Origin of the sequence: Pseudomonas sp. NS1(2017), from assembly GCF_002269425.1 — a bacterium.
GTDB classification, from domain to species: Bacteria; Pseudomonadota; Gammaproteobacteria; order Pseudomonadales; family Pseudomonadaceae; genus Aquipseudomonas; species Aquipseudomonas reactans.
In genome coordinates this window covers 3,521,876-3,536,842 of the sequence record NZ_CP022960.1, presented here as the reverse complement: position 1 = coordinate 3,536,842, position 14,967 = coordinate 3,521,876, and the positions used below count along the sequence as shown (strand labels likewise).

The 14,967-nt window shown below is 60.4% G+C and carries 12 protein-coding genes and 1 rRNA gene; 3 read left to right on the top strand and 10 right to left on the bottom strand.

Features of this window, described 5'->3' with window-relative positions:
- Positions 1–2: 2 nt before the first annotated feature.
- The 4 genes from CI807_RS16850 to CI807_RS16835 all read right to left on the bottom strand — a co-directional run bounded on the left by CI807_RS16850 (position 3) and on the right by CI807_RS16835 (position 4,394).
- The gene (locus CI807_RS16850; RefSeq protein ID WP_095015409.1) at positions 3–578 is read right to left on the bottom strand and encodes a DUF4174 domain-containing protein; all 576 of its coding nucleotides are present in this window, start codon (positions 576–578) and stop codon (positions 3–5) included.
- Between the two features lie 164 nt (positions 579–742).
- A complete protein-coding gene (locus CI807_RS16845) occupies positions 743–1,375 on the bottom strand; it encodes a glutathione S-transferase (protein WP_095015408.1) in 633 nt (210 codons plus the stop codon).
- A gap of 12 nt (positions 1,376–1,387) precedes the next feature.
- On the bottom strand, positions 1,388–1,966 hold the full coding sequence (locus CI807_RS16840) for a GNAT family N-acetyltransferase (protein WP_095015407.1): 579 nt from the start codon (positions 1,964–1,966) through the stop codon (positions 1,388–1,390).
- 70 nt (positions 1,967–2,036) lie between these two features.
- Positions 2,037–4,394, bottom strand: coding sequence for a DNA polymerase II (locus tag CI807_RS16835; protein WP_095015406.1), 2,358 nt, complete (start codon positions 4,392–4,394; stop codon positions 2,037–2,039).
- A gap of 197 nt (positions 4,395–4,591) precedes the next feature.
- Here CI807_RS16835 and CI807_RS16830 point away from each other — a divergent pair, with 197 nt between their 5' ends.
- Both CI807_RS16830 and CI807_RS16825 read left to right on the top strand, forming a co-directional pair.
- A complete protein-coding gene (locus CI807_RS16830) occupies positions 4,592–6,829 on the top strand; it encodes a TonB-dependent siderophore receptor (RefSeq protein WP_095015405.1) in 2,238 nt (745 codons plus the stop codon).
- An 87-nt stretch (positions 6,830–6,916) separates the two neighbouring features.
- Positions 6,917–7,504: a hypothetical protein gene (locus CI807_RS16825; RefSeq protein ID WP_095015404.1), complete on the top strand. Its 588-nt coding sequence runs from the start codon at positions 6,917–6,919 to the stop codon at positions 7,502–7,504.
- Positions 7,505–7,545: 41 nt separating this feature from the next.
- On the opposite strand, the gene CI807_RS16820 is transcribed toward CI807_RS16825, so the two are convergent.
- The 4 genes from CI807_RS16820 to CI807_RS16805 form a co-directional block, all read right to left on the bottom strand.
- The gene (locus CI807_RS16820) at positions 7,546–8,013 is read right to left on the bottom strand and encodes an SRPBCC family protein (RefSeq protein ID WP_095015403.1); all 468 of its coding nucleotides are present in this window, start codon (positions 8,011–8,013) and stop codon (positions 7,546–7,548) included.
- 79 nt (positions 8,014–8,092) lie between these two features.
- Positions 8,093–10,591, bottom strand: a complete 2,499-nt coding sequence (locus CI807_RS16815; protein ID WP_095015402.1) for a TonB-dependent receptor — start codon at positions 10,589–10,591, stop codon at positions 8,093–8,095.
- Between the two features lie 93 nt (positions 10,592–10,684).
- Entirely contained in the window at positions 10,685–11,635 is a 951-nt protein-coding gene (locus CI807_RS16810) for a FecR domain-containing protein (protein ID WP_095015401.1), read from the bottom strand.
- Positions 11,636–11,637: 2 nt separating this feature from the next.
- On the bottom strand, positions 11,638–12,168 hold the full coding sequence (locus CI807_RS16805) for a sigma-70 family RNA polymerase sigma factor (protein ID WP_095015400.1): 531 nt from the start codon (positions 12,166–12,168) through the stop codon (positions 11,638–11,640).
- A 122-nt stretch (positions 12,169–12,290) separates the two neighbouring features.
- On the opposite strand from CI807_RS16805, the gene CI807_RS16800 reads away from it, so the two are divergent.
- Entirely contained in the window at positions 12,291–12,692 is a 402-nt protein-coding gene (locus CI807_RS16800; RefSeq protein WP_095015399.1) for a GFA family protein, read from the top strand.
- 1 nt (position 12,693) lies between these two features.
- Here CI807_RS16800 and mrdA read toward each other — a convergent pair whose 3' ends face one another.
- On the bottom strand, positions 12,694–14,586 hold the full coding sequence (mrdA, locus tag CI807_RS16795; RefSeq protein ID WP_016974809.1) for a penicillin-binding protein 2: 1,893 nt from the start codon (positions 14,584–14,586) through the stop codon (positions 12,694–12,696).
- Between the two features lie 259 nt (positions 14,587–14,845).
- Positions 14,846–14,961: ribosomal RNA gene (gene rrf / locus CI807_RS16790) — 5S ribosomal RNA — on the bottom strand.
- Positions 14,962–14,967: the final 6 nt, after the last annotated feature.

Here is a 14,967-nt window from a genome sequence, read left to right as displayed (position 1 = left end):
GTTCAGTCGTCGAGTTGTTGCGGGGCTGGCTTGGCGCCGTGTTTGGCAGGCTTGGCGCCCTTGGCTGGCGCCGGGGCGGCAGGTTCAGGCTCCGGGGCGGCTGCGGTTTCTTTCTCGGCCATCGGCATCTGGTCGATGGCGCTGAAGAACTCTTTCAGGTCGAGGGTATCCGGTGGCACGGTCTTCTCGACTTTCTTCTCGCCGTCCTTGCCCACCAGGATCACTTTGGTGCCACTTCCGGCACCCAGTTTGAGGGCACGGATCAGTGCGTTGGTTTCAGGCGGCGTGAGCTTTTTGTTGTCCTTGGGGTCCTTGGCGAACTTCTCGCCTTCGGCACCGATACTGCCGAACTTCACGGTGTAGAACACCATGCTGCGTTCTTCAAAGGACTGCTTGATCGCAGGCTCGTCCAACTGTTTCTTGAGGGTCGCCAAGGTGTTGTTGCCGGAATCAAGCTCTACCACCACCAGCGGCCGGGCCTTGCCCAAGTCTTGCTTGAGCGGGTTGATATCATCAGCAGCCAACAGCGGCCCCGTAAAAGCCATCAAGGTAGCCAGAGTCAGCGACCGGATGAGCATGCGCACCTCCTTTGTATTCCATGCAGGGTTCTTGAGTTTCATGTCTGCGACAGTCAAATTCAAGGATGATTCCTACACCACTTTAAGAAAGCGTAGGACAGGACGCCCGCTACGCAAGGGTTTGCTGGGCTCAAGTGTCATTGTTTCCACTGATTTCGGAAACATCATGAGACCTTCCACGCCGGCCAATGCCGCGCAAATACGGGGGCGACGACAGGGTCGGCGTCCACGTGCGCCAGGCTCTGGGCAAAGCCCGGCGCCAGTCCGTTCAATGCTTCTCGCGCTTCATCCCAGCGCGACACCGCTGCCGCCATAAGGCCCAATGCATTCGGCACGCCGTTGGGAGCAAACAGTTGCTCGTCGAACTGATCAGCGAACACCACCCAGGCCTGATGCAGGTAGCGCCGGGTGCCCGTCACCAATTGCGCCTGCACGGTTTCGTTGACGTCGCCAAGCCAGCGTTGCGGGTAGTCGATGATGCCGATGGCCGAGTAGCAATTGGCCGCGATGTACACCAGGCCGCGGATGATCTGCCCGCGGTTGCCGGCCAGCAGGTCCGAGGCGGGGTATTCCAGGCCGAGGTGGATCAGGATCGCGGCACTTTCCGTCAGCACCTGGCCATCGGGGGTCACCAGGGTGGGCACCTGCTTGAGCGGGTTGATCCGGGCCAACTCATCACTGCCCTCACCCTCCGCCCAGGAGGCCGCGTCCACCCGTCGCCACTGCACTGCGCAGCGCTGGAGGGCGATTTCGATCATGCAGGAGCCGGATTCGTCGATGCCATACAGCGTGTACATGGGCCTTTCCTCCTAGCGTTGCAGTTTGGCCTGCAAGTTCGCCTTCACCTGCGGCCATTCCGAATCGATGATGCTGAAGCGCACCGAGTTGCGCTTGCGCCCGTCGGGCATGATGCGTTCGTGGCGCACGATGCCTTCCTGCACGGCGCCGAGGCGCAGGATCGCGGCGCGGGACTTTTCGTTGAGTTCATCAGTGGTGAACTGCACGCGCACGCAGTCGAGCACTTCGAACGCGTAGGTCAGCAACAGCAGCTTGGCTTCGGTGTTGATCGCGCTTTTCTGCGTGGACAGCGCCAGCCAGGTATGGCCGATTTCCAGTTTGCGATTGACCCGGTCGACCTTCCAGAACCGCGTGCTGCCGACCACTTGGCCGTCGTCACGACGCACCAGGGTGAACGGGATCACGCTACCGGCATCACGCCCTGCCAGGGCGGTGTCGATGTACTTATCAACCGTGTCCGGGCCCGGTACGTTGGTGACCTTCAGGTTCCACAATTCGCCATCGGCGGCGGCGTCGAGCAAGGCGGCCTTGTGTTCCCTTTGCAGGGGCAGCAGTTCGACCGTGGTGCCGGTCAGAGTGATCAGGGTCATGGTGGCAGCGCCGTCTGGGTGGTCATCAGAGACAGAGAGTGCAGGCTGCCACCCAGACGAATCAAGCGTTTTAAAACAGGCCCATCTGACCGCCCACCAGAGTGCTGAAATCGTCATTCACGAACGGCAGGATCGCATCCGCCACCGGCTGCAATTGCCGGGTGACGTAGTGGTCGTAGTCGATGGGCGCTTGCCGCACTTCCAGGGGTTCCGGGCCGTTGACGCTGATCACGTAGCTGATCCAGCCACCGCGCTGGTACTGGCGCGGGCGGTTCAGGCGGTCGTTGTATTCATCGGCCAAACGCGCGGCGCGCACATGGGGCGGCACGTTGCGCTCGTAGTCGTCCAGCCGGCGGCGCAGGCGTTTGCGATAGATCAGCAACTCATCGAATTCGCCACTGAGGGTACGGCGTACATAGTCGCGGATGTAGTCCTGGTGGGGCTGGCGATGGAAGATGCGCTGGTAGAGTTCCTGCTGGAATCGACGGGCCAGGGGCGACCAGTCGCTGCGCACGGTTTCCAGGCCTTTGTAGACCATTTCTTCATTGCCATCGCTGCGCACCACCAGACCGGCATAGCGTTTTTTGCTGCCCTCTTCCGCGCCACGGATGGTCGGCATGAGGAAGCGTGTGAAATGGGTTTCGTACTGCAACTCCAGGGCGCTTTGCAGGCCGAACGCGGTGAACAGGTGCTCGCGCCACCAATCGTTGACGTGCTGCACCAAGGCCCTGCCGATGCGGCTGGCATCGTCCTGGGAATGCGTGCTGCCGAGCCAGACAAATGTGGAGTCGGTGTCGCCATAGATCACCTCATAACCTTGGGCTTCGACCAGTTCGCGGGTCTGGCGCATGATCTGGTGGCCACGCATGGTGATCGACGAGGCCAGGCGTGTATCGAAGAAGCGGCAGCCGCTGGAGCCGAGTACGCCGTAGAAGGCGTTCATGATGATTTTCAGGGCCTGGGACAGCGGCGCATTGTGTTCGCGCTTGGCCTCTTCGCGGCCTTCGGAAACCCGCGCGACGATGGACGGCAAGCAATGCCGGGTGCGGGAAAACCGTGCGCCGCGAAAGCCTTCTACCGATTCACTGTCGTCGGGGTACTTGAGGCCTTCGATGAGACCCACCGGGTCGATCAGAAAACTGCGGATGATCGATGGGTAGAGGCTTTTGTAGTCGAGCACCAACACCGATTCGTAAAGGCCGGGGCGTGAGTCCATGACAAATCCGCCGGGGCTGGCCTGGGGCGGCTTGTCGCCCAGGTTCGGCGCGACGAAGCCCTGGCGGTGCATCAGCGGCATGTACAAATGGGTAAACGCGGCGACGGAGCCGCCGTTACGGTCGGCTGGTAAGCCAGTGACGCTGGCGCGCTCCAGCAGGAACTTGAGCAGTTCGGTCTTCTCGAAAATCCGCGTGACCAACTCGCAGTCCTTGAGGTTGTAGCGCGCCAGGGAGGGCTTGTCCTCGGCGAACATGCGGTTGATCTCGTCCATGCGCTGGTACGGCGTGGAGATGTCCTTGCCTTCGCCCAACAGGGTTTGCGCGACGTTTTCCAGGCTGAAGGATTCGAAGCTCCAGGTGGCCGAACGCAGGGCTTCGATGCCATCAATGATCAAACGCCCCGCCGCCGCCGCGAAGTAATGATTGCGGCTACCGTGCTCGCGCCAGGCCATCGGTTCTTCACCACGGCCAAGCATGAGCGGCACGTTGAGACGCTGGGCATGTTCGTGGAGCACGCGCAGGTCGAACTGCACCACGTTCCAGCCGATGATCGCATCGGGGTCGTGCAGCGCCAACCACTGGTTGAGGCGTTCGAGCAGTTGGGCACGGGTGTCGCAGTAGTCGAGCTTGAAGTCCACGGCGTCGGTTTTGTTCGGCGGGCCAAGCATGTACACCTGGCGCTCGCCGCAGCCTTCAAGGGCGATGGAATAGAGATCGCCCTGGGCGGTGGTCTCGATGTCGAGGGACACCAGTTTCAGCGGCGGACGGTAGTCGGACGCGGGTTTCATCTGTGCGTCGCACAGTACGCCGTTGGCGTCGGGCGTGCCGCCGAACCACACCGGGGCGGTGATAAAACGCTCCATCATGTAGCGTTCGGGCGGACGCACGTCACCTTCGTAGACGTCGACGCCCGCTGCGCGCAGGCGTTTTTCCACGTCCATCGCCTGGCGGTGCTGGCGGGTATACAGGCCGAGGACGGGGCGGTGATGGAAGTCGCACAGTTGCAACGGGCGCAATTCGATATCGCGCTCGCCCTTGAGCAGCCAATCCAGCGGCTTGCGATGGGCCTCGGGGATGAACATCACCGAAGTCTGCACGGGTAGGCGGACAAACCTCGGGCCCAGGTCGGTGGCCAGCCAGAAGCTGACCTCCGTGCCCGCCGGAGTATCGCGCCAATGCCGGGTCAGGACAAAACCCTGCTGTAAATCCACCGTACCGCACCTCAGGAATCGCTTTCAGGGCGTGATTCTACTCGGCATCCGCGCGCGCAGACCGCGTTAGTAAAAATTTGTTGCGCGACGCTAATAATAATTACTATCATTCGCGCCGGAGTCGTATCCGCGCAGTGAGGACGCGCAACGCCGTTGCCCTTTTCCTCACACATGACGGTTAGCCGTCAGGATCGCCCATGCCCGCCCCATTCTCCGTGCCGTTTCGCCCGACCCTGCTCGCCCTGTGCTGCTCCCTGAGCCTCAGCGCTCATGCTGCCACCCCAGCCACCCCGCAGGATGCGAACAACGCTGAGGAGGGAAACACGCTGGAACTGGGCGCGACCAACATCAATGCCGACGCCCCCGCGCCAAGTGCCCTGCCCCCGGTGTACGCCGGCGGCCAAGTGGCTCGCGGAGGTCAATTGGGTGTGCTGGGCAACCAGGACATCATGGACGTGCCATTCAGCATGGCCTCCTACACCGAAAAACTGATTCGCGACCAGCAGGCCGAAACCGTCGGCGATGTGCTGCTCAATGATTCGTCCGTGCGCCAGGCGTCGGGGTTTGCCAACCAGGCGCAGACCTTCATGATTCGTGGCTTGCCACTGAATGGCGACGACATTTCCTTCAACGGCTTGTACGGCATCCTGCCGCGCCAGATCATCTCCACTGACGCCCTGGAGCGCGTGGAAGTGTTCAAGGGCCCCAATGCCTTCATCAACGGCGTGACGCCCGGCGGCTCGGGGATCGGCGGCGGTGTGAACCTGCAACCCAAGCGCGCCGATGACGTGCCGTTGCGTCGGTTCAGCACTGATATCAGCAGTGATGGCCGGGTGGGCGAGCATCTGGACATTGGCCAGCGCTTCGGTGAAGACAACCGTTTTGGTGCGCGGGTGAACCTGTCCCAGCGCGAAGGCGATACCGGCATCGACGATGAAAACCAACGCTCGAAGCTGTTTGCCGTCGGCCTGGACTACCGTGGCGATGCGTTGCGCCTGTCGAGTGACTTTGTGTATCAGAAGCAACGTATCAACGGCGGGCGCAACTCGGTCTTCCTCGGCACGGCAACCCATGTCCCGGACGCACCGTCGGCCGACACCAACTACGCGCCGAGCTGGAGCAGCACCAACCTTGAAGACACCCTGGGTATGCTGCGCGCCGAGTATGATTTGAACGAAAACTGGACAGCCTATGCGGCGGCCGGTGCCAAGCACACCCGGGAAATGGGGCAGTATTCATCTGTCACCCTGACTGACAACAGCGGCAACGCCCTGGCGAGCCGCTCGACCATTGCCCACGAAGAAGACAACCGCAGCGCCATGGGCGGCCTGAATGGCAAGTTCCAGACCGGCGCTGTCAGTCACCGTCTCAACTTCGGTTTGGCCGGTATCTGGACCCAGGCGCGCAACGCCTATGTGTTCAACGCTTCGTCGACAGCGACTCCAACCAATATCTACGACCCGGTGACCGGCGCACCGCCCACCTTGAACAACCCACGCAATACGCCAGGCACTGATTTCAGCGACCCAACCATTACCGCCAAGACGTTCGTGCGCAGCGCGGCGGTCTCCGATACCTTGGGGTTCTTCGATGACCGCCTGTTGGTCACGCTCGGCGCGCGCCGCCAGCAGATGGTGGTGCAGGGCTACAACTACATGAGCGGGACCCGCACCGCCAACTACGACGAGTCGATCACCACTCCGGTCTACGGCTTGGTCTTCAAGCCGTGGGAGCATGTGTCCTTCTACGCCAATCGCATCGAAGGCTTGGCCCAAGGGCCGACATCTCCCGTCAATTCGGGCAACAGGACCATCATTGGCGGCGGACAGGCGTTTGCGCCCGCGCGCTCCAAACAAATCGAAGCGGGCGTGAAAGTCGACATGGGCACCTATGGGGCAACACTGGGTGTTTACCGTATCGAACAACCTGGAGCCGGCTACGTTCAAGTCATCGATGCGACGACAGCGCGCTACGTTCGCGAAGGCCTGCAGATCAACAAAGGCGTTGAGTTGAACGTCTTCGGCGAACCGGTCAGCGGCCTTCGCCTGCTGGGCGGCGTGACCGTCATGAAGACCGAACTCAAGGACACGCAAAACGGCGCCAACGACGGTAACCGCGCCATCGGTGTGCCTTCGTTCCAGCTCAATGCCGGCGTGGATTGGGATGTGCCCGGCCTGCAAGGTGTAACCCTCAACGGTCGCATGTTGCGCACCGGCGGGCAGTACGCCGACGCCGCGAACAACCTGAGCCTGCCCGCATGGAACCGCTTCGATATCGGCGCGCGCTACAACTTCAAGGTGGCCCAGCGTGATGTCACCCTCGGCGCCACCGTGGAGAACGTCGCCAACGAGAAGTACTGGGAATCGGCCCAGGGCGGTTTCCTGAGCCAAGGTGATCCGCGTGTCGCCAAGCTGTCGGCCAGCGTGGACTTCTAACAGGGCGGCAACAACGTGAGCCGGCAGATTTGCGCATCGCCGGCTCACCACTAGACTCAGGGCTCCTCTCACATGGAAGTCCCGACAATGAAGTTATCTCGCTCCCTGCGCCAGGCAATCGCCCTGGCCACCCTGCTGTCTGCCGGCCACCTGGTGGCCCATGCCGCCGATATCCCGCTGTCCAAATCCCTTGAGGCCGATGAAGTCACCACCAAGGTGCTGGCGGTGGATGCCGCCAAGCATCAAGTCGTGCTCGCGGGTGCCGAGGGCCGTGAGGTGCATGTACAGCTCACCGATGCCGCCAAGGACCTGGGCAACCTCAAGGTCGGCGATCAGGTCAACGTGTTGACCACCCACTCGGTCGCGGCCGTGCTAGACACCAACGTTGACAAAGGCGCACCGGACGCCAGCGAAAAAACCGGCGTGATCCGCGCCACCGCCGACAACCCCAACCCAGGTGGCGCTGCCTTCCGCCAAGTGCAGGTGCAACTGAAGATCACCCATATCGACCTGAAGAAAAACCAGGTCACTCTGGAGAATCCAGCCGGTGCGACGAAGGTGTTGAACGTTGAGAAACCGGAAATCCGCGCCGGCCTCAAAGACCTCAAGGTCGGGCAGAGTGTGGTGGTGACTTACACCGATACCTTAGAGATCACCACCGCGCACGAAAGCTGAGACCGGTGAAAGGCGGGCATCACTGATGATGCCCGTTACCCTCAAGCCTGACGGGCCCGGCTCAGGTAGTTTTCGATATTGGCCATCTGTTCGTCCCAACCACGGGAATTCATTTTGAAGGCCCTCTGCCGTCGTGCCTCAGGCACGGCATCAAAGCCAGACTCGACCACCCGCAGCAGAATACCCGGCGCCCGATCCTCAATCGTGAATTCCACTAACGTTGGGGTTTCCTGGTCGTAGTCGACGCCCTTCTCGACCGCAAAGGGATGCCACCAGAACGAGAACAGTGTTCGCGGCAGGATGCGCTCGATCCTGGCCTTCCAGATCACATGTTCGTAACCCTTGTAAGTAATCGGCGCCTCGATACTTTGCCCTGCAGCGAAGGTTTTACCCTTGAGTGCGATACCAAACCACCGGCCGAATTGCTCTGCATCGGTGAGGGCTTCCCAGACTTGTTTACGTGAAACGTTGAGCAGGACTTTTCGTTCGATTCGATCCAATACGTGCATAAGTCACCTCCACCATTGACAGTAGGCGACATCGAACAATGCGCAACCTTTCGGCCACGCATTGGTGTTGCGACTTACTTCAGAACGTCCACTTGGCATTGACCATCGCGTTACGCGGCTCGCCGTAGGAGCCCGAGTTGAACGTGCCCATGCCGTCGTAATACTTCTTGTCGAACAGATTGTTGACGTTCAGTCCGACGGACAAGTGCTCATCCACCTGGTAGTTGGCCAACAGGCCCACCACGGCGAAGGGATCCTGGACCGCCTTGTAGTACGGCCCGGTGTAGTTGATCTGCGTGGTGGCGTACATCTCGCTCTGCCAAGTGACATTGCCGCCCACGGTCAAGCGGTTCAGGGCGCCTGGCAAACGGTAAGTGGTGCCGAGCTTGAACAGGTTGATCGGCTGGTTGACCTGCACGCGCTCTCCGTCCTTGGCATGCGACTCGCGGTAGGTGTAACCGCCGAATACGTTCCAACCGGCAGCCACTTCACCGGAAATCTCGGTTTCGACACCGCGCGTGGTGGTGCCGGCGATGGCCTTGTACACCGTCTTGCCGCTGGCATCGTTACCCGAATCGGCGGCGGTGTTTTTTTGCTCGATGTCGAACAGGGCGATGCTCGCGTTCAGCGCGCCGTCGAAGAACTCACCCTTGAGCCCGATCTCGTAGTTGTCGCCTTCCAGCGGGGCCAGCGAGCCGCCACTGGCGGTCTTGTAGAACGTCTGCGGCAGGAAGATGCTGGTGTAGCTGGCGTAGACCGAGTAAGTGTCGTTCAGGTCATAGATGATGCCCGCGTAGGGCGTCACGACGCCGGTCTTTTTGGTCTTGTCGGTCTTTTGCGAGTAAGGAGCGTATTCCGTCACCTCGTCGAGCTGCTTCCACCAACTGACGCGGGTGCCGAGAATGAGGGTCAGCGGGTCCATCGGTTTCAAACGTAAAGCGCCATAAACACCGGTCTGTTGCAGGGTAGTAACGGCCCCCCCGGCTTCATTGTAGGAACGGCGCCCATACTGCCGGCCGTCCCACGTGAAGATGTTGTCCACATCACCATAGTCATTGTCCTGGCCGGCCAGGGTACTGCTGTAGTTGGGGAAGTTCAGGTGAGTGTGCGAAGTGCTCGCGCCCACTACCAACTCGTGCTCACGCCCTCCCAGCTGGAACGGACCATTGGCGTACACATCGAGCGTGTCCTGGGTCTGGTAGCTGTCGAGACGGTAGATGAACGCCTTGGCGCCCTGGCCGGTGACCGGGTCCGGGTAGCTGCCACTGGCGGAAGCGCCCTGCCCTTTGCGGTAGGAATATTGATGGCTGTAGGCAGTCTTCAAGCTCCAGTCGTTGTCCAGTTTGTGGTCCAGCATGGTGCTGAAGGTGTAGCTGGTATTGTCCATGTAGCTGGAGCGTGTTGCCGGGTTGAAGGAGCGCGAGAAATCGGTCTGGCGGCCATTGTTGTAGAACAACGGAATATGGCCGTAGCTGGTGCCATTGGCATCGTTGTTCTGGTAATCCAGGCTGGTGCGCAGGGTGGTGCTGTCATTCAGGTCGATATCCAGCGCGCCATACATCACACGCTTTTCTTGCTTGTACCAATCCACGAAGGACTTCTGTTTCTGGTACGCCGCGACAAAACGTCCGCGCACATTGCCGGTTTCGGTCAACGGGCCCGACACGTCGACTTCGGAGCGATAGCGATCCCAGGCGCCTGCTTCTCCCGCAATGTGCGCCTGGAAGTCTTTGGTCGGGCGCTTGCGCACCAGGTTGATGGTGGCCGACGGCGTACCTGCACCGCTCATCAAGCCGGTGGCACCGCGCACCACCTCAACCCGATCGTAGATGACCATGTCGGAGAGCGGGCCGATGTATTGCTGGGACTCGTTGGCGATCTGGGACGGAATGCCGTCGTACTGGAAGTTCTGGATCTCGAAACCGCGGGAGTAAAAGGAGTAGCGCTCGCTGTCACGGTGGTTGCTGCTGATGCCGGGTGTGAAGCTCAGCACTTCGTTGAGGGTGGACAGGTGCTGGTCGTCCATCAGTTGGCGGGTGACTACGCTGACTGACTGCGGCGTTTCGCGCAGGGACAGCGGCAGTTTCGTCGCCGTGCTGGCCGCACCCGTGGTGTAGGAACCGCTGTTTTCGGTGGTCAGACCCAGCCCTTCGGCATTGATGTTGGTGGCGCCAAGGCTCAAGGTACCGCTGCTGGCTTGGGGCGCCAGGCCGTAACTGCCGTCGTTATTGGCGGACAGGGCCAGGTTGCTGCCCGCCAACAGTCGGGCAAAACCTTGTTCGACGCTGTAAGTGCCCTGCAAGCCGGCACTTTGCTTGCCAGCGGTCAGACCCGAATCGAAGGACAACACCACGCCGGCATCACTGGCAAATCGGCTCAATACCGAACCCAATGGGCCAGGAGCAATCGCGAAAGCCTTCTGCTGGCTGGCCGCCATGGCGTTTGAACCTGTCGCGAACAGCGGAGCCAGCAGCCCGGCTTGCACCATCAACGACACGCCAAACAGCGCGACCTGCAAAGGCTTTTTGCGAAATGACCGAAGCGGCTGAGTGGCGACTGAGGTTTGCCCTGCGCGCATGTTGACTCCTGATGACTTGAAGCGAATGAAGGGGGTTTGCAGGAGGAGTCGAACGAAGGGCGGTAAATCGACAACAGTTGTTGATAATTATTTTCAACCGTGCGGGACGACTGTCGTCCAGTAGCGAGTACGTGCACTGAGGCGCACTGGCAGCGCATGGGTCAGGGCGTTAAGGGTCAGGTCGATATCGTCTAGGGAATAGGCACCCGATACTGTCAGATGGCCGATTTCAGAGGCACATCCCAGGTAACCCGGCCGGTAGCGTGACAATTCGGCCAGCAGGCGATCCAGGCGCCAGTTGTCGACGATCAGCCGACCCTGCGCCCATTCGCCTTCGCCAGGTTCGTTGGCCCGAAGAGAGAGCATGCGCCGGGTATCGAACGTGACAGTCTGGCCGGCTGTGATCACGGTTTCCGCCGGTTCGATGCCCTGACGCACCGCCACCGCGTGTTGCAATACGCTCATGCCGGTGAAGTCATCGAACTGGCGAACGGTAAAACGCGTGCCCAACGCGCGCATTTCACCTTGGGCACTGCGCACCCGAAAAGGACGCGGGTCGGGGGCCGTTTCCACGAGGATTTCTCCGGCACGCAAGATCAGCAAGCGTTGCTCGGCGGTGTAGTGGATATCCACGGCGCTGGCGGTATTGAGGGACAGCCGTGTGCCATCGTCCAGGCGCAAGCTATGACGCTCGCCGGTGGTGGTGCGTTGATCGGCCATCCAATACGGCGCCTGTCGATAGCCGGACCAGCCGATGGCGCTCACGCCGGCACCGACCACCACACTCTTGAGCAGCGCACGGCGGCCAAATCGTCGGGACTGGTCGGTAGCGACGTCCAGCACATTGACGGCGACCGTGCCGGGCAGACTCTGGAGCTGGCTTTGCAACATTTCTACGCGCTGCCAAGCCCATTGATTCAGCGAGTGTTCATCTCGCCAGGCGAGCCAAGCCGCGTGCAACGCAAGGTCACCGGGCTCGGCCGCCAGGCGGGCGACCCAGTGGGCCGCCGCGCTGAGGGCTTGGCGTTGCGCGTCGTGGGTCACCGTCAATGCTCCAGTGCGAAGATCAGGCAATGCTCGGTGGCTTTGGCAATGTATTTGGTCACCGAACTTACCGAGACCTGTAGCTGTTCGGCGATGTCCTTGTAAGGCATACCCTGCAACTGCGAGAGCAAGAAGGCGCGCTTGGCCTTGCGCCCGAGACCATCGAGCATGGCATCGAGGCGCTGCAGGGTTTCGATGACCAATAGCCGCTCCTCCGGCGAGATGGCATAGGCTCGCGGCTGCTCGGCCAGGGCCTGGAGATAAGCCTGCTCCAAGGCTTTGCGGCGAAAGCTGTCGATCATCACGCGCTTGGCGATCGTCACTAGGAAGTGCCGTGGCTCCTTCAATTCAGCGGCCACCGGCTGCGTGCGCTCGGCCAGCAATAAACGAATGAAGGTATCTTGAGCCAGGTCCGCCGCCTGATGGGAGCAACCCAGCCGCGAACGTAACCAGCTGACCAACCAGCGGTGATGGTCTCCATAGAGTTGGCCAATGGGTTCTTGGGAAGAATGAGGCCCAGCAGACAAAGGCATAATGACATTGCGCACGAATGAGAACGCTTCGCAATTTAGAGCAATGTAGGAATTAGGGCAATGGCTATGCGCTGCGTAGCGCAGAAAGGTAGATTGTGCCACTCCCATCAAGGTGACCGACGATGACTCAACAGCTCCATGGAAGTTGTTTCTGCAAGGCCGTGCAGTATCAGCTGGACAGCCTGGATATGCCCATCAGCCACTGCCATTGCGACAGTTGCCGCAAGGTGCATGCGGCGGCATTTGTGGCGACAGCCGGCGTAATGCGTGAACACTTTCGCTGGACACAGGGGCAGGCGTTGCTGGTGTCCTTCGAATCGTCGCCGGGCAAACTCCGGCATTTCTGCTCGCGCTGCGGCTCACACCTGATGGCGGAGCGTGGGCATCAACCCCATGTCATTGTGCGGGTGGCGACGCTGGATGACGATCCGGGCGTCAGGCCCACCGCGCATATCTGGACCGCCCATGATGTGCCTTGGCTGGCCTACGAAGACGTAGACCAATGGGACGAGTGGAAAGCCTGAATCACACCTTGGGATCGCCGGGCGCTTTGGCTGGCGTCGCATATTGGGGTTTCAGATGGCCTTCCTGGTCGAGCAGCCAGGCGTCCATGATCTGGCGTACCACCGGGCCTGCCACGCGGCCGCCGGCCTCGCCGTTTTCGATCATCACCGAAATCACGATTTTCGGGTGTTCGGCCGGCGCGAAGCCGACGAACAGGGCGTTGTCGCGATGGCGCTCCAGGGTCTTCTCTCGGTTGTAGCGCTCGCCCTGCTTGATCGCTACCACTTGCGCCGTACCACTCTTGCCGGCAATGCGGTATTGCGCGCCTTGTGCGGCAGCACGGGCGATGCCGCGCGGATCGTGCATCACCAGTTGCATGCCGTGATTGACCTGTTCCCAATCACGTGGGTCCTTGAGGACCACGTTCGGCATCGGGTTTTCATCCACCGGCGGCACGCCGTTGATGGTCTTGGCCAAATGCGGTCGGTTCCACACGCCTTTGTTGGCAATCAGTGCGGTGGCTTGGGCCAGTTGCAGCGGTGTGACCTGCATGTAGCCCTGGCCGATGCCAAGGATCACCGTTTCACCCGGAAACCAGGGTTGGCGACGCGTGGCACGCTTCCAGGCCTGGGAAGGCATCAGGCCGGCGGACTCTTCGAACATGTCCAACGAGACCTTCTGGCCCAGGCCGAACTCAGCCAGATAGTCGTGCAGGCGATCGATGCCCAGCTTGTGGGCCAGGTCGTAAAAATAGGTGTCGTTGGAGCGCATGATGGCCGCGTCCATGTCTACCCAACCGTCGCCGCTGTGGTTCCAGTTGCGGTATTTGTGGTCAAAGTCTGGCAACTGGTAGTAGCCAGGGTCGAACACGCGGGTTTGAGCAGTGACAACACCACTGTCCAGGCCGGCGATGGCGACTTCCGGCTTGATGGTCGAGCCTGGCGCGTAGAGCCCGCGTAATACACGGTTGAACAGCGGCCGGTCGATAGAATCGTGCAGCGCGGCGTATTCCTTGAAGCTGATACCGGTGACAAACAAGTTCGGATCGAAACTTGGCTTGCTGACCATGGCCAGTACTTCACCGGTTTGGGGATCCAGTGCAACCACCGAACCACGGCGATCCCCCAAGGCTTCTTCTGCCGCTTCTTGAAGATGCACATCGAGACTCAGCACGATGTTTTTGCCGGGGATCGGGTCGGTGTGCTTAAGAACACGAAGCACGCGGCCTTGGGCGTTGGTCTCGACTTCTTCATAGCCGACGTGGCCATGCAGCTCGGATTCGTAGAAGCGCTCGATACCGGTCTTGCCGATGGACTGCGTGCCGCGGTACTCCACGGAATCGAGGGCTTTGGATTCTTTCTCGTTGATCCGGCCTACGTAACCGATGGAGTGCGCAAAGTGAGCGCCCAACGGGTAATGGCGGACGAACTGCGGTTCTACGTCTACACCTGGGAGGCGGAACTCGTTCACGGCCAGCAGCGCGATCTGCTCTTCGGTCAACTCGTAAAACAAGGTCACAGGGACAAAGGGATGGCGTGCCTGCTTCAGCGCCTTGTCGAAGACAGCGCGATCTTCGGCAGGCAGGTGCAGCAAGCTGACGATAGCGTCCAACTCCCCCTTGAGGTCGGTGGTGCGTTCGCGGGTGATGGTCAGGTTGTAGCTGGGGCGGTTGTCGGCCAGTACCACACCGTTACGGTCATAGATCAACCCGCGCGTGGGAGTGATCGGCAACACGTGGACACGGTTGTTTTCAGAAATCGTCGAGTGATAGTCGAACTGTACGACCTGCAGGAAGTACATGCGCCCCACTAGCGCGCAGGTAATGCCAATCACCAACAGCGCACAGGCGAGCAGGCGCTTGTTGACCAGGCGGTTCTCTTTTTCGTGATCTTTGATCGGTATGGGTTCAGGCATTTCTACAGCATCTCGTTAAAGAAGGTCGACGCCGCGTCCTGCGGATGAAGGCTCAATCCCTGTGAAAATGTGCTGCACCATACCAAAAATGCGGAAACACTTTGCATCGAATTCCCGAACGGCGTGCTAATGACCCGTTTTATGAGAGCAATTGCGCAGAGGAAGCCCAGGGTTGGCAGGTTGATTTACGACGACTGAACTTTTCGACCGCCCAAAACAAAACCCCAACTGCTTTCGCAATTGGGGTTCTGGAATTTAATCTTGACGATGACCTACTCTCACATGGGGAAACCCCACACTACCATCGGCGATGCATCGTTTCACTACTGAGTTCGGGATGGGATCAGGTGGTTCCAATGCTCTATGGTCGTCAAGAAATTC

Coding starts and splice junctions, on each gene's coding strand:
- CI807_RS16850 (WP_095015409.1), bottom strand. CDS start 578: ATGCTCATCCGGTCGCTGACTCTGGCTACCTTGATGGCTTTTACGGGG.
- CI807_RS16845 (WP_095015408.1), bottom strand. CDS start 1,375: ATGTACACGCTGTATGGCATCGACGAATCCGGCTCCTGCATGATCGAA.
- CI807_RS16840 (WP_095015407.1), bottom strand. CDS start 1,966: ATGACCCTGATCACTCTGACCGGCACCACGGTCGAACTGCTGCCCCTG.
- CI807_RS16830 (WP_095015405.1), top strand. CDS start 4,592: ATGCCCGCCCCATTCTCCGTGCCGTTTCGCCCGACCCTGCTCGCCCTG.
- CI807_RS16825 (WP_095015404.1), top strand. CDS start 6,917: ATGAAGTTATCTCGCTCCCTGCGCCAGGCAATCGCCCTGGCCACCCTG.
- CI807_RS16820 (WP_095015403.1), bottom strand. CDS start 8,013: ATGCACGTATTGGATCGAATCGAACGAAAAGTCCTGCTCAACGTTTCA.
- CI807_RS16815 (WP_095015402.1), bottom strand. CDS start 10,591: ATGCGCGCAGGGCAAACCTCAGTCGCCACTCAGCCGCTTCGGTCATTT.
- CI807_RS16805 (WP_095015400.1), bottom strand. CDS start 12,168: ATGCCTTTGTCTGCTGGGCCTCATTCTTCCCAAGAACCCATTGGCCAA.
- CI807_RS16800 (WP_095015399.1), top strand. CDS start 12,291: ATGACTCAACAGCTCCATGGAAGTTGTTTCTGCAAGGCCGTGCAGTAT.
- mrdA (WP_016974809.1), bottom strand. CDS start 14,586: ATGCCTGAACCCATACCGATCAAAGATCACGAAAAAGAGAACCGCCTG.